The organism is Sphingopyxis sp. USTB-05, assembly GCF_023822045.1.
Taxonomy (GTDB): domain Bacteria; phylum Pseudomonadota; class Alphaproteobacteria; order Sphingomonadales; family Sphingomonadaceae; genus Sphingopyxis.
In genome coordinates this window covers 3,518,339-3,537,428 of sequence record NZ_CP084712.1, presented here as the reverse complement: position 1 = coordinate 3,537,428, position 19,090 = coordinate 3,518,339, and the positions used below count along the sequence as shown (strand labels likewise).

The window sequence follows — 19,090 nt, the reverse complement described above, 5'->3', positions numbered from 1 at the left end:
TCAATAAGCGGGATCCCGGGTCGAGCCCGGGATGACGGAAGTGGGATGTCCGCTCACCACCCCATATCGGTCATTTGCCGCCAATCTGGATCGAATGGCAGGAAACGACCGATTGCGGACGTTTAGGCCTGCCGTAAGAGCTGCGCGAAATCCGGCAGCTCGCCGATAGCAACAATTGGAAAGCTCGTTGCCGCTTTTTGGATGGAAGGATTTGTCTCGATCCAATCAGCGAATTGCGCCGCTTCCCACGAGTAAGGCTCGTTGCCTGAATGCTCGAACAGCCACGCGACGAAATGCTCGGCGACGGTTCTTCCCCACTGGAGCGCCTGTTCTTCACCCGCCCCGGAAATCCAAACGCCAGTGCTAGATTCAAAATCGGTGCCCGCGTCAGCGTTTGACCGAAACTCGGCTGGAGACTCATAGCCGAACAGATAGAGAGACTTCGTGGGCATCTCCTCAAACTACCTCTTACACCTAGCCCGTCAATGGCAGCTTCCCACCCCAAACCGGCCGTCGGTGGCGCGGGGTTACTTCTTCTTTGCCGCGATATAGCGCGTCACCTGTTCTTCGAGAATGTCGAGCGGTAGTGCGCCTTCGCTCAGCACCGCTTCGTGGAAGTCGCGGATGTCGAAACGTGGGCCGAGTTCCGTTTCGGCGCGTTTGCGGAGTTCGGCGATCTTGAGCTGGCCGACCATGTAACTCGTCGCCTGACCCGGCCAGTTGAAATAGCGGTCGACTTCGCGCGCGATGTCGGTGTCCGACACCGAACTGTTCGCCTTGAAATAGGCGATCGCCTGTTCGCGCGTCCAACGTTTCGAATGGATGCCGGTGTCGAGCACCAGGCGGATCGCGCGCCACACCTGCAGCGACAGCATGCCGAAGCGGTCATAGGGGGTCTTGTAGACCCCCATCTCGTTCGCGAGCCGTTCCGAATAAAGTCCCCAGCCCTCCATATAGGCGCCATAGCCGCCGAATTTGCGGAACTTCGGGATGCCCGTGAGTTCCTGTTGGCGCGCGATCTGGAAATGATGGCCCGGCGCGCCTTCGTGCGCGGCGATGCCGGCGACCTGAACCTTTTGCGTCTGGTTCATGTCGACGAGGTTGACGTAATAGATGCCGGGACGCGTGCCGTCGGCCGAGGGCGGGTTGTAAAAAGCGGTCGACGCCGTCCCCTCGCGCCATTTCTCGACCGCGCGCACTTCCAGCGCGGCCTTGGGCAGCACGCGGAAATAGCGTGGTGCGACATCCATGACCGATGCGATCACCGCGCGCGCGTCGGCGAGATAGGTTTCGCGCCCCGCCTCGGTGTTCGGATATTTGAATTGCGGATCGGTGCGGATGTGGTCGAAAAATTGTTCGAGCGTACCGGTAAAGCCGACCTCGCGCTTGATCGCCTCCATCTCGCCGCGGATCGCCGCGACCTGGGCGAGGCCGAGGTCGTGAATCTGGTCGGCGGTAAGGCTGGTGGTGGTCGAGCTTTTCAGCCGGTCGGCGTAATAAGCGGCGCCGTCGGGGAGGTTCCACGCGCCGAAATTGCCCTTCGATTGGGGCTCGATCGCGTCGATCGCGGCGACCAGCGTATCATAGCCATGCTTGAACGGGCCGGTGAGCGCGGCGCCTGCTTCGGCGATCAGCTTGGCCTTGGTCGCGGCGGGCGCGTCCAGTGCGTCGACCTTTTTGCGGAAGTCGGCCATCAGCGTCGAATCGGCGCCGGCGCCGAAGGGCGCCCCCGTGATCACCTTGAGCGCATCGGCCCGCGCGGGGGCGAAATTGACCTTGTTGGGGATGATGCCCGCCGCGGCCTGTTCGCGCATCGTCGCCGCGACTTCGCGCATCACGCGATCGGTGTCGCGCAGGCGGGCGATATAGGCCTCGGCATCCTGCACGCTGTCGACCTTGTGATTGTTGATCAGCAGGACGGGGATCGCGCCCGCCGGGCTGCCGTTGGTCGACACGGGAAAGCGCAGCTTGCGAAAGCGGAGCGATTCGCGGCCGCGTTCAACTTCATATTCGAACAAGCGGTAGCTAACGCGCGCACTCTCGCCGAGCTGGTCGGGCTTGAAGCGCGCGCGCATGTCCTTGAGCTGGCGCTCCATGAGGTCCTGTTCGCGCACCGATGCGGCGTCGGTGTAATCATCGAGCTTGTCGTAGTTGGTCTTGAGCCCGAGCTGGGTCTGCGATTCGGGGCTGAGGCCCAGCCGCTCTTCGAACGCCTGATCGAGGAACTGGAGCAGGACCTGGTCCTGCGCCCCGGCTTGCGGTGCAGCCTGTGCGAAGGCAGGCGCGGTCATCGGCGCGAGGGGCAGGACGGGGAGCAGCATCAGGGCAACGGCAAAGCGCATCGGGATCTCCTATCGAATGACGGGCTTGTTGCGCAGCGACGGGCCGGGCGCAATATTATTTCAGCGTGTGATTGTCTTTGTGCTGCGTAGAGGGCTGGTTTGGGGGTGGGGAAGGGCCGCTCGACCCCCCACCCTCGTCATCCCGGACCTGATCCGGGATCCCGCTTTTCTTCGGCATCTACCGGCTTCGGCATCAAGTGGGACCCCGGATCAGGTCCGGGGTGACGAAGATAGATAAGGCAGCAACCGGTCGTTTCCGGACTTCGTCATCCCGGGCTTGACCCGGGATTCCGCTTCTTTGCCGCAATCGCCGGCTTCGGCATCAGCGGGACCCCGGGTCAAGTCGAACGAGCCGCGCGTCGCGTTCGAGGGTGACGATATGAGGAGGTCCACGTCCGGCCGTCAGCCGTCACCGCCGCCCGCTTATTTCCGCGATGCCGCGCTCTTGTCGCGAACGGCCTTGAATTCGCTGCCGTCCTTCCAGCCCGGCCATTTGGCCGAGCGGGCGAGTTCGTCGCCGATCGTATAGAAGATCGAGATGTCCTGCACCGCGCCGTCCAAGTTCCAGCTTTCGTCCCACGCGTCGCACGCCTGATGATAGCATTTGCCGGTATAGGCATCGACCCATGCCTGCCCGGCGGGCTTGCCGCCCTCGACAAGGTCGGAGGCGCCCGCGATGCCCATCATCAGAAGGACGGGGACGCCGCGCTTGGCGAGGCTGAAATGGTCGGCGCGGTAAAAGAGGCCGCGTTCGGGGAGGCTTTCGACGCTGACGGTGCGGCCTTGCGTGGCGGCGACGCGCGCGAGATCGTCCTCCAGCGTGCCCTGTCCCTTGCCGACGAGGACGACGTCCTTTGCCTTGCCGGCGGTCTGGAGGATGTCGAGACCGAAGTTGGCGACGGTTTTTTCCGCCGGGAAGATCGGGTTTTGGGCATAGGCCTCCGAACCGAGCAGCCCGCGTTCCTCGGCGGTCCAGAAGGCGAAGGCGATCGTGCGGTCGGGGGCGGGAGCGGCTTTGAAATTGCGCGCGATTTCGAACAGGCCGGCGACGCCGAGCGCGTCGTCATTGGCGCCGGCGCGATAGATGCGGCCCTTTTCGTCGGGCGCCCCTTCGCCATAGGCATCCCAATGCGCGCCATAGATGACGACCTCGTCGGGGCGTTTGGCGCCGGGGATCTTGGCGAGGACATTCTGGCTTTGCACGACTTCCTGCGTCACCGGGATCGCGGCGTTGAAGCCGGTGCCGAGGTCGACGGGCTTGAAATCCTTGCGGCGCGCGGCGGTGCGCAGCTTTGCCAGATCCTGTCCGGCGTTTGCGAACAGGCTGGTCGCGGTCTCGCCCGAAATCCAGCCCTGGAGCGCGAGGCTGGTCACCTTTTCGGGCGGCATGACGAGGCCGTAATTTTCGCCGCCCGGTGCTTTGACGACGTTCCAGCCATAGCCGACGCCGTCGGTGTCGTGGACGATCAGCGCGCCGATCGCGCCGCGGCGCGCGGCCTCTTCGAACTTATAGGTCCAGCGGCCATAATAGGTCATCGTCCGGCCGCCGAACTTGCCGAAGCTATCCTCGCCCTTGGTCGCGACGAAATCGGGGTCGTTGATCAGGAAGACCGCGACCTTGCCCTTCAAATCCTGACCCTTGAAATCGTCCCAGCCGCGTTCGGGCGCGGCGACGCCATAGCCGACGAAGACGAGCGGGGCGTTCGCGATCACCGCCTGATCCTTCGGCTGCAGCGTCGAGAGATAGATGTCGGTGCCGAAGGTGAGCGGCGTTGCCGTGCCCTTGCGGTCGAAGCCGAGCGTCGTCGGGGTGCCGAGGCGGGTGTGGAGCAGGGGGACGGGCTGGGTCCAGCCGCCGCCGGTACCCGCGGGTTCGAGCCCCAGCGCCTGCAACCGACCGATCAGATAGCCGATCGTGCGCTCCTCGCCGATCGTGCCGGGCGCGCGGCCCTGAAACTGGTCGGAGGCGAGGGTGCGGACGGTTTGGGTGAGGTTCGCGGCGTCGATGCCGGACTGCGCCGCGGCGGGCGCGGCGAGGAGGAAGGGGAGGAGGGCGGCGACGTGGCGTAGGGTCATGATGAATCGGTTCCGCTGCTGACTGGATGGCCTGCCCTAGCACGGCGGAGCGCATTGTGAACCGCCCGGGCGGTGACGAGGGCAGCCGCGTGCGTTAGGGGCGGGTGATGACTGCTGTTCTTCGCGCTTCGTTTTTCCGGCGGCCTTTTGTCGCGGCAGGCGCGCTCGCGCTTGCGGCGTGTGGGCCGAAGCCGCCGCTGCGCGTGATGGCGTGCGACGCGGCGCCCGCTGCGTCGGTGACGGTCGCGAAGGACGGGCAATCGGCAAGCGCGACGCTGTCGGTGCTGACCTATAATCTGGAAGGGCTGGGCTGGCCGGCGCGCAAGGGGCGGTCGGCGGAGCTGAAGCAGATCGGCGAGCGGCTGGCGGCGATGCGCGAGGCGGGCAGGGGCCCCGACGTCATCCTGTTCCAGGAGATGTTCAGCGGCGCGGCGAAGCGCGCGGTCGAAGCAAGCGGGTATCCGGCGATCGCGCCGGGGCCGCGGCGGACGACCAGGCCCTATATCGCCGATCAGGGCAAGATGGCGGGCAAGGCAAAGCCGCTGAAGGGCGAGCTGGGCATCAAGCTGGTCGGCGGCGGGCTGGCGATCGCGTCGCGCTATCCGATCGTGGAGACGGCGCTCGACGCCTATGGCCGGCGCGCCTGCGCGGGGCTCGACTGCCTGTCGAACAAGGGGGTGATGCTGGCGCGAATCGCGATGCCGGGCGTCCCCGCGCCGATCGACATCTATAACACGCACATGAATTCGCGCGGCGCGTCGGGGGTGTCGGAGGCGCGCGACGGCGAGGCGCATGCGCGGCAGGCGATCGCGGCGTCGGAATTCATCGCGCGGACGCAGGATATGGCGGTGCCGCTGATCTTTGGCGGCGATTTCAACATGCGCCATTCGGAAGATCGCTGGGCGGAGTTTTCAGAATATCACCCGCTGACGCTGGTCCACGAAGTCTGCATCGATCCGGCGTCGGCGTGCGAGGTGAAGATGTCGTGGGACGGCGACGCGCCGTGGATGGACACGCAGGACCTGCAATTCTTCGCCGACGGCGCGGAGCTGACAGTGCGGCCGATCCGCGTCGAAGCCTTGTTCGACGGCGGCGCGAGCGGGCCGCAATTGTCGGATCATGACGGCTTCCTCGTCACCTATGAGCTGAGCTGGCCGGTGGGGATGGCTGCGAAGCCGATGTGCCGGGGCGCCGAAAAGGAAGGCGCCCCGGATCATCGTTTCTAGCCGTCGATGAGCGCGTCCGCCTCGTCGACGATGTTGCCCGACTGGCGGTCGAACAGCCGGCGATACTGCCCCCCTGTATTGGCGAGCAGCGTTTCATGGTCGCCGTCCTCGATGACGCGGCCCTGATCGAAGACCAGAATCCGGTCGAGCGTCCGCACCGTCGACAAACGGTGCGCGATGACGATCGCGGTGCGGCCCTTCATCAGCCGGTCCATCGCCTGCTGGATCAGCGCCTCGCTTTCCGAATCGAGGCTCGACGTCGCCTCGTCGAGGATCAGGATCGGCGCATCGGCAAGGAACGCGCGCGCGAGCGCCACGCGCTGCCGTTCGCCGCCCGACAACTTGACCCCGCGTTCGCCGACGAGCGTCGCATAGCCGCGCGGCAGGCGCGCGATGAAATCATGCGCATTGGCGAGCCGCGCCGCCGCCTCGACCTCGGCGCGGGTCGCGTCGGGGCGGGCATAGGCGATATTGTCGGCCAGGCTGCGGTGGAACAGGATCGGTTCCTGCTGCACGATCGCGATCTGCGCGCGCAGCGATTGCTGCGTCGCGTGCGACACATCCTGCCCGTCGATCGTCACCCGGCCCTCGCCGACGTCATAGAGGCGCTGGATAAGTTTGACGAAGCTGGTCTTGCCCGACCCCGAGTGGCCGACAAGGCCGACCCGTTCGCCGCCGCGGATCAGGACGTCGAGATGCTCGTAGAGCGGCGTATCGTGCCCGCCATAGCGGAACGTCACGTCGTCGAAACGCACCTCGCCGGCATCGATCCGGATCGGCTGCGCATCCGCCCGGTCCTCGATCCCCAGCGGCTGGTCGTGAAGGTCGACGAGTTCCTCCATCTCGTTCACCGAACGCTGCAGATGGTGGATGTGAAAGCCGATATCGACGAGATAGCCGTGGACGACGAAATAGCTGGTCAGCACATAGGCGACATCGCCCGGCGTGGCGGCGCCGTGCCACCACAGCCATAATGCCGCGCCGGTGATCGCGCTGCGCACGACCCAGAGGAGAAGGATCTGCGCGCTGCCCGACCAGGTATAGCGCATCCAGGTGCGCCGCGTCCGCTTTGCCCATTTGGCGAGCAGCGTTTCGACGCGCGCTTCCTCGCGGTCTTCGGCACCGAACGCCTTGACGACGGCGTTCGACCCGATCGCGTCCGAGAGGAGGCCGCCAAGCTTTGTATCCCATGCGTTCGACAAGGTCGCGGCGGGCGACGCCCAGCGTGTGGCAAGCACGACGGTCATCGCGACATAGGCAGCGGCGCCGACGCCCATGACAAGCCCGAGCAGCGGCCAGTGCCAGCCAAGGAGGAGCATCGTGCCGACGAGCACGACGACCGAAGGCAGCAACTGCAGCAGCAGGACGTCGTTGAGCGTGTCGAACGCCCACATGCCGCGCGTGATCTTGCGCACGGTCGAACCGGCAAAGGCATTGGCGTGCCAGTCGGTCGAAAAGCGCTGGACGCGGTGAAAGCTGTCCTGCGTCACGCCCCGCATCATGCGCAGGGTGAAGGGGACGATGCCGGCCCAGGCGACGTGGCGGAGCAGCACCATCGCGAGGCCGAGCGCCGCCATTGCCGCGAACAGCGCGAAGGCGCCGTCGCTCCGGCCCGCCGCGAGCGCGTCGATCAGGCGTCCCGCAAACAGCGGCACGAAAACCTCCGTGAGCGTCGCGGCGGTGATGAACAGGGCGATGAAGGCCGCGCGTCCGCGCTGCCCGGCCCAGTGGCGAAAGGTAAAGTCGAGGACGCGGCGGATCGAATCCGCGCGGCCCTTTTGAGGCGTCGATGTCATATCATGAACCGGCGCGCGGGGCGCCGTCTCCAAAGCGTTAAGTCAGGGAGCGATCGGGTCGGGGACCCGGATCACGGAGGCTTCAGGACCTAGTGGTCGAAGCGCTCGAAGGATCGAAACCTTCCGGGAGGGCATGCTGCGAACGAATATTTCATTTACGCCCTCCTTTCTTCGCGTTGGAATGGACGGGAGAGGTAACAATCTCGCTTCGATATGGCAAGCTTGCGGTTCCCGGTTGCGCGCGCGCGGCGGTTTGACAGCAAGAAACGGGGCGTGCGGCCGTGCCGGCCGTGGCATGGCGGGGTCATGACCGAAACGATCGAAAAGACTATCGCGGCGCGCCTCTGCACGCTGGACTGGACGAATGTCGCGGCGGCGCTCGACCGCGAGGGCTGGGCGGTGTTGCCGCGCATATTGAGCGATGCCGAATGCGACGAGAGTGCCGCGCTCTATGGCCGCGAGGCTGGGTTTCGCAGCCATGTCCATATGGCGCGGCATGGGTTCGGGCGCGGGGAATATCGCTACTTCGCTTATCCCCTGCCGCCGCTCGTCGCGGATTTGCGGGACGGATTATATCCGCACCTGGCGCCGATCGCGAACCGCTGGCACGAGCGGATGGGGATGGCGGTGCGCTTTCCCGCCGCGCACACGGAATTTCTGGCGCGGTGCCATGATGCGGGGCAGCGTCGGCCGACGCCTTTGCTGCTGCAATATGGCGCGGGCGATTATAATTGCCTGCATCAGGACCTGTATGGCGAGCATGTCTTTCCGTTGCAGGTCGCGGCGCTGCTGTCGGCCCCGGGAGCGGATTTCGACGGCGGCGAATTCGTGCTGACCGAGCAAAGGCCGCGGATGCAATCGCGGGCCGCCGTGGTGCCGCTGGCGAAAGGCGATGCGGTGGTGTTCGCGGTGAATGCGCGCCCGGTAAAGGGCGCGCGCGGCGACTATCGCGTCGCGATGCGCCATGGGGTCAGCGAAATCCGGTCGGGCCGGCGGCACACGCTGGGCGTCATTTTCCACGACGCCGCTTGAGCGGGCGGTCAGTCGTCCAGCGAGCGCATCAGATTGTCGCGCAGCTTGGCGACCGATTTCTGGACGTCGAAGAAGCTGTCGCCGAGCCCGGTCGCGTCGAACAATTCATTGCCGATCTCGTGGCTGCGCAGCTCGCTGCCCTTGGCGGTCAGCCGGATGCGAACCTGACGCTCGTCGGCGGGGTCGCGGCGGCGCTCGATAAAGCCCGATTGTTCGAGCTTCTTGAGAATGGGGGTGAGCGTGTTCGATTCGAGAAACATCTTATCGCCAAGCTCGCCGACGGTCTGATCGTCCTGTTCCCACAGGGCGACGAGCGCGACATATTGGGTATAGGTGAGGCCGAGTTTTTCGAGGATCGGGCGATAGGCGCGGCCGAAGGCGAGGTTCGCCGAATAGACCGCGAAGCAGAGGAATTCCCCGAGTTTGGGCCGTTCGGTGGGTGGCGACTGGGTCATTGGGATTCCTTGGCGAACGTCCGATAATTCAAGCGCATACGATGAAATCGGAATTCGCGGGTGTCAACCGGGCGGTGCCTGCCAGGGGGGAGGGCAGCACCGCCCGGAGAGACATCAGACGAGGTTGAGTTCGATGTCGATATTGCCTTCGACCGCCTTCGAATAGGGGCAGATCTTGTGCGCATTGTCGATCAGTTCGCGGGCGGTGACGGGGTCGATGCCGGGGACCGCGATGTCGAGGCGGGCGCGGAGGAAGAAGCCGCCATCGTTCATCAGAACTTCGATCGTGGTGTCGGCTTCGGGGCTTGCGGGCAGCTTGATCTTGCGCTGTCCGGCGGAGAGTTCGAGCGCGCCGATGAAGCAGGCCGACCAGGCGGCGGCGAAGAGATTTTCGGCGGCGGGGTGCGGCTGGGGCAGCGCAAGGTCGAGAATGTCGTTCGTGCTGCGGGCATAGCCGTCGGGGCCGCCTTTGACGTGGGTGGTGCCGGTGAAGATGATTTTGTCAGCCATTTCAGGTTCCTTTCGGGGGTTATGATCGTATCCGTTTAGATCGGATGCGATGTAATTAAGCGAGTCGGTGGCTGAGGTCAAGCGGTTGCGATTAAATCGTATGCGATATAATTATAAGATATTGGAATCGAGTTGATATAATTTTGCGATGGATGTGGTTTTGGGCTTTTGGGGTCGTTGTGTGGCGGATTTCGACCGTTAGCGGGCCTCTCTATCCCTCGTCACCCCGGACTTGATCCGGGGCCCCACTTGAAGTCGAAGCCGGTCGATGCGCAAGGAAAGCGGGATCCCGGGTCGAGCCCGGGATGACGGAAGTGGGTGGCTGAATGCCCGCTTCGCGCCCCCTATCGGCCGTTTACCGCTAATCTGGATGGAATGACGGGAAACGACTGGGAGTGGATACTCCACCCAATCTAAACCGTCCGCATCGAGCGAAGTCGAGATGCCCATCGGGCTGGGCGTTTCGTCGATGGGTGTCTCGACTTCGCTCGACACGAACGGAGAAAGGGCGGAGCTCAAAGCGACCGGTTGCAGACCTCTCCATATCGTCACCCCGGACTTGATCCGGGGTCCCGCTTGATTTCGAAGCCGGTGGGTGTTTCGAAAAGCGGGATGCCGGGTCGAGCCCGGGATGACGAAGTTCGGGTAACGACCGGACGCTGCCGTAGCGCCAACATAGCCCCTCCCCTGAAGAGGAGGGGCTTTGGCGATGAAATCTGAGCTTCCAACCCCCGAGCCCCCCGCGGGACGGGCGGGCTATTTCGTTGCCGCGTCGCCCGCGGGCCGCGCCCAGCCCTTCTTGTATTTTTCGAACCAAGCCAAGATCGCCGAGGCCTTGGCCGCGGACTGCGAGGGGCGTGCGGCGATGGTGCCGTGGCCGGCGCCGGGAACCTTGATCAGCGCGCTGGGCACGCCGCGGAGGCGGAGTGCGGTGTAATATTGTTCGGATTCGCTGACCGGAGTGCGGTAATCCTCGGCGCCGACGATGACGAGCGTCGGGGTTTCGACATTGCCGACGAGCGAGAGCGGCGAGCGCGACCAGAAGAGTTCGGGCTTTTCCCAAGGCTCGGCACCGAGCCAATAGGGGCCGAAAAAGCCGGGACCGTCGGCGGTGAGCGCCTGCGTCGTCCAGTTGATCACCGGTTTTTGGGTGACGGCGGCCTTGAAGCGGTTGGTCTTGCCGACGATCCAGCTGGTGAGCACGCCGCCGCCCGAGCCGCCGGTGACGAAGAGGGCGTTCGGATCGGCGAAGCCGAGTTCGATCGCGCAGTCGACGATGCTGATGAGGTCGAAATAGTCATTGCCCGGATAGGCCTTGTCGATTTCGTTCGCGAAGGCCGCGCCATAGCTGGTCGACCCGCGCGGGTTCGCCGAGAGAACGGCATAGCCGCCCGCGGCGTAAAGCTGATTGTCGGTCGAGAAATGGCCGCCATAGGCCGAAAAGGGGCCGCCGTGGATTTCGAGGATCAGCGGCACGCGCTGGCCGTCGCGATAGCCGGGTGGGAGGGTCAGCCAGCCCTCGATCGTCTTGCCGTCGTGGCTGGAGGCGACGGTGATCTTGCGCACCTCGCCGAGCGATTTCACTTCGCGTAGGCTCCGGTTGAGGTCGGTGAGGATGCGCGCGGTGCCGCCGCGATTGAGCTGAACCTCCGCCGGCCGGGTCGCGGTGCCGCCGGTGAAGGCGATCGCGCCGCCGTCCGACACGGAGAAGCTGCCGCCGGTATAGGGGCGGTCGAGCCCGCCGCCCGAGAGGCCCGTCGCGGCGGTGCGTACGGTACCATCGAGGCCGATGCGCGCGACCTTGGTTTCGCCGTGATCGTCATATTGGGCATAGAGCGATTTGCCGTCGGCGGCCCATTTGATCGCGTCGATCCCATAGTCCCAATTGCCGGTCAGGCTGCGCTTGCCCGATCCGTCGCGGTTCATGATGTAGAGCTGTGTGTTTTCGTAGGCGCGCAATTTGTCGTCGAAGCCGAGATAGGCGATCTTGCCCCCGTCGGGCGAGACGAGCGGGTCGGTGTCGGGGCCGTTGCGGTCGGTCAGCGCGGTGACCGTGCCGCTCGTGACGTCGAGTGCGTGGATTTCGCTTTCGACGGGGTCGCGTTCCCAGTCGGGCTTGCGGTTCGCGCTGAAATAGATGGTGCGGCCGTCGCGCGACCAGCTCAAGGGGCCGCCGTCGTGATAGGGGCCGAAGGTAAGCTGGCGCGGCGAGCCGCCGGTCGCGGGAACGACGAAGATCTTTTCGAAGCCGGGTTCGAGATAGCCTTCGCCGTCGGCGCGATAGGCAAGAAGGTCATGGACCTCTAGCGGGTCGGCCCATTTCGCGCCCTCGGGCTTGTTCTTCGGCGCCGCGCCGAAGCTGGGGCCGTCGTCCTTGACGAGCATCGTATAGGCGATCGAGCGGCCGTCGGGCGACCAGGCGAGGCTGGACGGGCTGGTCGGCAAGCCGGTGAGCCGGACGGCCTCGCCGCCGTTCATCCAGCGCACCCAGAGCTGCGCGCTGCCGCCCTCGGTCGAGGCGAAGGCGAGGCGCTTGCCGTCGGGCGACCAGCGCGGCGCAAAGGCGCCGCCGCTGCGCCCCGCCACGGGGGTTTCCTCACCCGTGGCGGTGTCGATCAGCCAGATCGAACTGACCGCGCGGTCGGACATGATGTCGTTCGAGCGGCGGACATAGGCGATATGGCGCCCGTCGGGGCTGATCTGCGGATCGGCGGCGATCGAAAGGTCGAAGAGGTCGGCGCCGGTGAGGCGGCGCTCGGGCGCCGTGCGCGCGCTGCCGGCTGCGGAGGCGGACATGGGGGCGGCGGTGGCGGTCTCGGGGGCGGGGGCGGCGGCTTCGGCTGCAGCGGGCGCCGGCTCTTCCTGCGCGAAGCTCGTTTGCGGGATAAGCGCGAGAAGGCTCGCGCCGATAAATGCGAGTTTGTGCATGAAAAGCAGCCCCTTGTTGGATTGTTCCGGTCTGTCCCGATCCCACTTTCGGCCAGCCGCCCAACGGGTCGCAAACTATCGCGACTTCTTCAACCCAAAATGCGGGTCAAAATGCGAGCAGTGGACATGGGCGTTCGAGAGGCTAAGTCGGACGCCGCAGACCGGTTGGCGGCTGCGTCACCAGATAAGGCGGATGGGCATGGATTTTTCGCGGTTGCAGGCTTCGAGCAAGATCGGCGACGACTGGGTCTATCCGCAGCCGCCGTGCCTGAATTTCGGCTGGCTGGAGGTCGACCGCGATCCGGCGCACCGCATCTATTGGGAAGAATATGGCAACCCGGCGGGCGAACCGGTGATGTTCCTCCACGGCGGACCCGGCGGCGCATGCGCACCGGTCATGGCCCGTTTCTTCGATCCGAAGCGCTATCGCGTCATCCTGTTCGACCAGCGCGGGTGCGGCAAGAGCGAGCCGACCGTCGCGTCGGCGGGGCCGGCGGTCGCGCTCAGCAAAAACACGACCGCCGACCTGATCGGCGATGTCGAGAAATTGCGCGAGGAGCTGGAAATTGCGGGGCCCATGCATGTGTTCGGGGGGAGTTGGGGCAGCACGCTGGCGATGGCCTATGCGATCGCGCACCCCGCGCATACGGCAAGCCTGATCCTGCGCGGCATCTTTCTGGGCGCGCCCGAGGATCTGCTTTATCTGTACCAGGGCAACGCCGCGACGTGGGATGCCGACCCGTACGGGCTGACCGAGCCCGGCGCCTATATGAAATATCCCGCGGAGTGGGCCGAACTGCTGTCGCTCCTGACCGCCGACGAACGCAAGGATGTGATGAAGTCGTACAAGGCGATCTTCGACATGGTGCCCGCGACCGCGGCCGAGAAGGAACGCCAGTTGAAGGCGGCGCTGACCTGGTCCTTGTGGGAAGGCGTGATCTCGAACATGATCCCCGAGACCGCCGATACGGGCAAGTTCGGCGAGGCCGATTTCGCCCTGAGCTTTGCGCAGATCGAGGCGCATTATTTCGCGAACGAGCTGTTCCTGCCCGCGGGACATTTCTTCGACAATATCGCCACGCTGGCGAGCATCCCGGTGCATATCGTCCACGGCCGCTTCGACGAAGTATGCCCGCTGACACAGGCGTCGCGGCTGGTCGAGGCGCTGCATGATGCAGGCGGCGCGCCCGCGACCTATGTCGTGACCAACGCCGGGCACAGCGCGATGGAGCGCGAGAATGCGCTGGCGCTGACTGCGATCATGGACGGCCTGGCGCCGATCGCGGGCTGACGGGCGGGTGCCGGGGCGGCGCCCCGTTCAGCGCCGCCTGATGCCGTAATCGATCCGGATTCGGACCCAGGCGCCGACCATCTGGCGGCCGCCGAGGCGCGGCGGGCGGACCTTGAACTGCCAGGCGGCCGCAAGCACCGCGCGCTCGATCTGCGAACCAGCCGGATATTCGTCGAGCCCGACGCAATCTTCGACGCGGTAATCGGGCGCGGTGCGGCAGGCGATCAGCCCCCATCCCGGCCCGCTGGCCGTCGCAAGATAGCCGCGCAGTTCGTCATCGCTCGGCTCGCGATACCAGGCCGCGGCATAGAGCGGCTCGCCATTGGGCGCCGTTCCCACCCGCTCGGAATCGCGCGATGCGGGCGACCCGCCCGTATTGGGCGGCCCGTAAACGCGTCCGTCGGGCGGCCGCGCCCCGATCTTGGGCGTCGGGGGTGACGGCGGCTGTTCGGCGGGCGGCGCCATCGGGGGAGCAGCCTTTGGCACGATGGGCGGCGGCGGCAGCGGGGCGGCCTGTTCCAGCGGCTGCGGTTTGTCCGGCTCGGGCTCCGGCGACGAATCGCGATCCTCGGCCTTCTGCGGCTTTGGCTGGCTCGCCTCGGCCGCATCATTCGGCGCCTCGGTGGCCTCCAGGCTCACCACGCTGACATAATCATCCTTTTTGCCCGGCTGTTCTTCGGCACCCCAGTTCAGCAGCAGGAGGAGCAGCAGCGCCGCGATCGCCACGGCCAGGCTGATGGCGAGCGTACGGCGCCCCGCACCGATGTTGAGCTGTTCGACATAGGGAGAGTCGTGAGACCTGGTGGGGGACGTGGCGGGAAGAGGGCTCAGCAGAAGCAATCTTTGGTGATGGAGCCCGCCGGTCGGGAGCCCCGGTTATGAGTGCGCGACGGATAGTTGGGCGCCCGGGCTTTGACAAGCGCGAGCCGTGGCGTTGATGTTCGGATTTTTGTTGAAAGAAACCATATAGGTTATTTAACTTGACATCGTCACGCTGATATGGTACAAATACCACATCATGAAGAATTGCGAGTCGGGCCGGCGGCCTTCCGTTTGCGGGAGGTTGTTCCGGCCCGATTGCTTTGGGCCGTTAGTTTTGGCCCCGTTTGTTTTGGGAGGTGGCGATGGATGAATCGACGGATGACCGAGGGGCGCGGGGCCGAGACGGCAAGTGCGCGCGCGGCGATGGTGCTGCGGCTCGGCTACCCGGCCCATGAGCAGCATTATTTTTCGGGCTTTGTGCTGGCGGCGGCGGATCGCGCGCAATGGGCGGCGATCGCGAAGGCGGCCGATGGCGCGCGGCGCGCCGGGGTCGCGCGGGCGTTCATGTGGGCGTTGCCGCAGGTGGCGCGCGACGGGTTCGTCACATTCGATGGGGAGGATGACGTGCAGGCTTTCGATGCAGTGGATTTTCCGATCGCGATCGGGCGCGAGGCGATGGCGCTGACCGAATTTTCGACGCAGATCGTGAGCGCTCCGTCGGGGCACGAGCAGCGCGCGAGTGAATGGGCCGAAGCGCGGATGCGTTACGACGCGGGGCCGGGGGTGCGGTCCGAGGCCGATGTGCGGGCGCTGGCCGCATTCTTTCGCGCGCGCCGGGGGGCGGCGCGCGCGTTCCGCTTTCGCGATCCGTTCGATGACAGGTCGGCGGAGGACGGCGGCCTGCCGACGGCGGTCGACCAGATGCTGGGGGTCGGCGACGGCGCGCGGCGGCAGTTCGCGCTGGTGAAACGCTATGGTGATGGCGATGCCGCGCAGGTGCGCAGCATAAGCTTGCCGGTCGAGGGCAGCGTGCGCGTGTCGGTCGACGGGATCGAGACGGCGGCGTTTCTGATGACCGATGATGGCGAGATCATGCTCGATCATGCGCCGCCGTTCGGGGTCGCGGTGCGCGCGGGCTTTCTGTTCGACGTGCCGGTCCGGTTTGCCGAGGATCGGCTGGAGGCGAGCCGCGCGACCTTTCTGGCGGGTGAGATAGCGAGCGTGCCGCTGGTCGAGGTGCGGGCGCCATGGTGATGCCGGAGGCGATGCCAGAAAGGATGAGCGCGGCGCCGGGTTGGTTGCGCGAGGAGCTGGTGACGCTGGCGTGGTGCTGGCGGCTGGCGCGGCGCGACGGGGTGGTCGTCGGGCTGACCTCGCACGACCGTGACCTGATGGTCGGCGGGACGATGTACCGCGCGGCGCCGGGGATGAAGCCTTCGGCGCTGGAGACGAGCGACAGCCTGGATGTCGCGACGATGGACCTGGAGGGCGCGGTTACGAGCGACGCCATTGCCGCGCGCGATCTGGACGCCGGGCGGTGGGATGGGGCGGAGCTGGAGCTGTTCGTTACCGACTGGACATCGGCCGAGGTGGCGCCGGTCATGGTCGCGCGTGGATCGCTTGGGGCAATCGAGCGGCGCGGGCCGGCCTTTGCTGCCGAGCTGCAGGGCGTGACGCGGTTGCTCGACCGGCCGGTGTGCCCCGCCACCTCGCCATCGTGCCGCGCGATGCTTGGCGACCGGGCGTGCCGGGTCGATCTGGCGCCGCTGACGCACGCGCGGCGCGTCGTGGCGGTCGACGGGCGGACGGCGACGCTCGATGGCGCGGCGCCCGGAATGGCGTTCGGTGAGCTGATATGGATGGAGGGCGCCAATTGCGGACTGGCCAGCCCTGTGATCGCGGTCGAGGCGGCGGTGCTGCATCTGGCCGAGGCGCCTCCCTTCGCGGTCGCGGAGCCGGTGCGCGTGCGGCTGACCGAAGGATGCGACAAGCAGCTTGCGACGTGCCGGGGCCGCTTTGCGAACGCGGTCAATTTCCGCGGCGAGGCGCATCTGCCGGGCAATGACCTGCTGACGCGCTATCCCGGTGGATGATGTCGGGCCGCGCGCCTTTGCGGCGGCGCGAGACATGGTCGGCGTGGCGTTTCGGCCACAGGGGTGTGACCCGGCGACGGGGCTGGATTGCGTGGGGCTGGTGTGGGCGGCCCATGCGGCGGTGGGGTGCGTGCTGGAACGGCCGCGCGGCTATCCGCTGCGCGGCTGGTCGCGGGCTCAGGTCGAGGCGGGGCTGGTCCGCGCGCATTTCGTGCCGGTTGGGGGCGAAGGGCGGGAGGGCGATGTGGCGCTGATCGCCTATCCGGCGGGGCAGTTTCATCTGGGCATCATGGGGCGCGATCGGCTGGTGCATGCCCATGCCGGGCTGCGGCGTGTGGTCGAGACGCCAATGCTGGAATTGCGCGATGCGGCGCGGTGGCGATTGTCGGGAGCAGGTTGATGGCGACGTTGGTGTTGACGGTGGTCGGCGGAATGGTCGGAGGTCCGATGGGTGCCGCGATCGGCGCGGCGGTGGGCCAGCAGATCGATGCGCAGATTTTCAAACCCAAGGGACGCGAAGGGCCGCGACTGGCCGACCTGAAGATTCAGGCGTCGACCTATGGCCAGCAAATCCCGCAGCTTTTCGGGACGATGCGGGTCGCGGGCAGCGTGATCTGGGCGACCGACCTGATCGAGCGGCGCAGCAAACACGGCGGGGGCAAGGGGCGGGCGTCGACGACCGAATATAGCTATGCCGTGTCGATGGCGGTCGCGCTGTCGTCGCGGTCGATCCGGGGTATCGGGCGCATATGGGCCGACGGCAATCTGCTGCGCGGGTCGAGCGGGACATTCAAGGAGCGTTGCAAGTTTCGCTGGTACGACGGAAGCGAGGATCAGGCGGCCGATCCGCTGATCGCTTCGGCGCTGGGCATCGCGTCGGCGAGCGCATTTCGCGGCTGCGCCTATGTGGTGTTCGATGAGCTGGAACTGGGCGCGTTCGGCAACCGCATCCCGTCGCTGACCTTTGAGGTCGAGGCCGACGAAGGCGGCGTCGATGCCGGGCTGGTCGGTAACATATTGTCCGCAGGAAGCGCGCGCTGCGCCGGCGAATGGCGCTTTGCGGGCTATGCCGCATCGGGGGACCGGTTGCGCGATGCGCTGGCACCGCTGGTCGAGGTCGACGGGGTGCGGTTGATGAGCGGACCCGATGGGTGGAAGCTGACGCCGCCGACATCGGCGGGCGAGCCGCTGGCGCTCGCCGATTTTCGCGAGCGCGGGCGGAGCGATGCGCCGGGCGACCGGATCGAGCATCGCCGTGCGCCGCTGTCATCGCTGCCCGGGACGATAAGGCTGCGGCACTATGAGCCCGAGCGCGATTACCAGCTCGGCCAGCAGACGAGCCGGGTCGCGGGCGGCGCTCTTCGCGAGGAGCGGATCGATTTGCCGGCGGTGCTGCCCGCGACTTCCGCACGGGCGCTGGCGCAGCGGCTTGCCGCCGCCGCGGCCGACGGGCTCGAGACGCTGCTGTACCGCGCCGACCTTGCGGCGCTGGCGCTGACGGTCGGGCATGTCGTCGCGATGGACGATGGCAGCCGCTGGCGGCTGGCAGGCCGGACGGTTCGCGCGAGCGAAATCCTGCTGGAACTGAAGCGTCATGCGCCGCTTCCCGTGGCCGACCTTTCGGCGGAGCCGGGAATTGGGGTGGGGGCGCCCGACTGGCCCGATGCCGTCGGCACGGTCCGCCTGTTCGAGCTTCCCAACATCGGGAGCCCGGCGGCATCGGCGCCGCGGTTGTCGATCGCCGGTGCCGGCAGCAACGACGGCTGGCGGGGCGCCGATTGCTGGATCGTCCCCTGGGCGGGCGCCGAGCCGATCCCGATTGGGATGGTGCGCCCCGCGAGAGGGCTGGGCGAACTTGCCGAGCCGTTGGGGCCGGGAAGCGGTGCGCTGTTCGATCTTTCGAACAGCATCGAAGTGCGACTGGCAAACCCGGCGATGACGCTTGAATCCGTCACCGACGCCGCGCTGCTGGGCGGGGCGAACCGGGCGATGATGGGCGGCGAACTGTTGCAGTTTGGCGTCGCCGATGTCGTGGGGGCGGGACGTTGGCGTTTGTCGCGATTGCTGCGCGGGCGCGCGGGGACCGAATGCGATGCAGCCCATCCGGCCGGAACTTTCTTCGTCCTGCTCGACGACCCCGCGCTATTGGCGTTGCCCGAGCCGCTCGCAGAATTGACGGAGAGCGGCGCGGCGATCTTCCAATGGGCTCCGCGTGGCGGGGCCAGGCTGACCGAGGTTGGCGTGCCGGCCGCCGGCCGGGCGCTGCGGCCGCTGGCCCCAGTGCACGGTCAGGTCCGCCCGGATGGCATCGGCGGCGTGACGATCAGCTGGGTTCGGCGCAGCCGCGTCGACACGGGCTGGCGCGACCATATCGACCTGCCGCTCGGCGAAAGCCGCGAGGCGTGGCGCATCACATTGTCACCGCCCGTTCCGGGGATCGGGCCGTGGGAAAGTGCGACGTCGGCCTGGGCTATCGATGCCGCCGAACTGGCGGCGGTGCCCCCGCGCCACATGATCGAGATTCGGCAGGCGGGGGACTTCGCGCTGTCGCCCCCTTTGTCTTTGCCGTTGACCTGAAA

Annotated in this window: 15 protein-coding genes; 7 read left to right on the top strand and 8 right to left on the bottom strand. The window is 66.5% G+C overall.

Annotation, left to right across the window (positions count from 1 at the left end; genetic code table 11):
• Nucleotides 1-122 precede the first annotated feature (122 nt).
• The 3 genes from KEC45_RS16465 to KEC45_RS16455 form a co-directional block, all read right to left on the bottom strand.
• Entirely contained in the window at nt 123-452 is a 330-nt protein-coding gene (locus KEC45_RS16465) for a hypothetical protein (protein WP_062176397.1), read from the bottom strand.
• Between the two features lie 75 nt (nt 453-527).
• Entirely contained in the window at nt 528-2,342 is a 1,815-nt protein-coding gene (locus KEC45_RS16460; RefSeq protein ID WP_152682255.1) for a DUF885 family protein, read from the bottom strand.
• Between the two features lie 423 nt (nt 2,343-2,765).
• Nucleotides 2,766-4,418, bottom strand: coding sequence for a M20/M25/M40 family metallo-hydrolase (locus KEC45_RS16455; RefSeq protein ID WP_062176403.1), 1,653 nt, complete (start codon nt 4,416-4,418; stop codon nt 2,766-2,768).
• A 107-nt stretch (nt 4,419-4,525) separates the two neighbouring features.
• Here KEC45_RS16455 and KEC45_RS16450 point away from each other — a divergent pair, with 107 nt between their 5' ends.
• On the top strand, nt 4,526-5,644 hold the full coding sequence (locus KEC45_RS16450) for an endonuclease/exonuclease/phosphatase family protein (protein ID WP_083435612.1): 1,119 nt from the start codon (nt 4,526-4,528) through the stop codon (nt 5,642-5,644).
• Here KEC45_RS16450 and KEC45_RS16445 read toward each other — a convergent pair.
• Nucleotides 5,641-7,440: an ABC transporter ATP-binding protein gene (locus KEC45_RS16445; RefSeq protein ID WP_062183295.1), complete on the bottom strand. Its 1,800-nt coding sequence runs from the start codon at nt 7,438-7,440 to the stop codon at nt 5,641-5,643. The two genes, KEC45_RS16450 and KEC45_RS16445, sit on opposite strands and share 4 nt — an antisense overlap.
• Nucleotides 7,441-7,746: 306 nt before the next feature.
• On the opposite strand from KEC45_RS16445, the gene KEC45_RS16440 reads away from it, so the two are divergent.
• Complete coding sequence (locus KEC45_RS16440; protein WP_062183298.1) at nt 7,747-8,472, top strand: 2OG-Fe(II) oxygenase; 726 nt, start codon at nt 7,747-7,749, stop codon at nt 8,470-8,472.
• Nucleotides 8,473-8,480: 8 nt separating this feature from the next.
• Here the strand turns inward: KEC45_RS16440 and KEC45_RS16435 are convergent, their stop codons facing one another.
• The 3 genes from KEC45_RS16435 to KEC45_RS16425 all read right to left on the bottom strand — a co-directional run bounded on the left by KEC45_RS16435 (nt 8,481) and on the right by KEC45_RS16425 (nt 12,365).
• Entirely contained in the window at nt 8,481-8,927 is a 447-nt protein-coding gene (locus KEC45_RS16435; protein ID WP_062176406.1) for a MarR family winged helix-turn-helix transcriptional regulator, read from the bottom strand.
• Between the two features lie 114 nt (nt 8,928-9,041).
• Nucleotides 9,042-9,437 (bottom strand): Ohr family peroxiredoxin, encoded by a 396-nt coding sequence (locus KEC45_RS16430; RefSeq protein ID WP_062176409.1) that lies wholly within the window; start codon nt 9,435-9,437, stop codon nt 9,042-9,044.
• A 756-nt stretch (nt 9,438-10,193) separates the two neighbouring features.
• A complete protein-coding gene (locus KEC45_RS16425; protein WP_062176412.1) occupies nt 10,194-12,365 on the bottom strand; it encodes a S9 family peptidase in 2,172 nt (723 codons plus the stop codon).
• A 199-nt stretch (nt 12,366-12,564) separates the two neighbouring features.
• Between KEC45_RS16425 and pip the strand changes: the two genes are divergently transcribed.
• Nucleotides 12,565-13,656, top strand: a complete 1,092-nt coding sequence (pip, locus tag KEC45_RS16420; RefSeq protein ID WP_062183301.1) for a prolyl aminopeptidase — start codon at nt 12,565-12,567, stop codon at nt 13,654-13,656.
• A 27-nt stretch (nt 13,657-13,683) separates the two neighbouring features.
• Here pip and KEC45_RS16415 read toward each other — a convergent pair whose 3' ends face one another.
• Nucleotides 13,684-14,496 carry a hypothetical protein gene (locus KEC45_RS16415; RefSeq protein ID WP_238586523.1) on the bottom strand — a complete coding sequence of 271 codons (813 nt, stop codon included), beginning with the start codon at nt 14,494-14,496 and terminating at the stop codon, nt 13,684-13,686.
• Between the two features lie 300 nt (nt 14,497-14,796).
• Between KEC45_RS16415 and KEC45_RS16410 the strand changes: the two genes are divergently transcribed.
• From KEC45_RS16410 to KEC45_RS16395, 4 genes are read left to right on the top strand one after another with little or no spacing between them, the layout of a single operon-like run.
• Entirely contained in the window at nt 14,797-15,672 is an 876-nt protein-coding gene (locus KEC45_RS16410; RefSeq protein WP_368389948.1) for a DUF2460 domain-containing protein, read from the top strand.
• 23 nt (nt 15,673-15,695) lie between these two features.
• Nucleotides 15,696-16,511, top strand: a complete 816-nt coding sequence (locus KEC45_RS16405; protein ID WP_062183313.1) for a DUF2163 domain-containing protein — start codon at nt 15,696-15,698, stop codon at nt 16,509-16,511.
• On the top strand, nt 16,504-16,911 hold the full coding sequence (locus tag KEC45_RS16400; RefSeq protein WP_238586525.1) for a C40 family peptidase: 408 nt from the start codon (nt 16,504-16,506) through the stop codon (nt 16,909-16,911). Before KEC45_RS16405 ends, KEC45_RS16400 begins: the two co-directional genes overlap by 8 nt.
• On the top strand, nt 16,911-19,088 hold the full coding sequence (locus KEC45_RS16395; RefSeq protein WP_252171150.1) for a phage tail protein: 2,178 nt from the start codon (nt 16,911-16,913) through the stop codon (nt 19,086-19,088). Before KEC45_RS16400 ends, KEC45_RS16395 begins: the two co-directional genes overlap by 1 nt.
• The last annotated feature ends 2 nt before the right edge of the window (nt 19,089-19,090 follow it).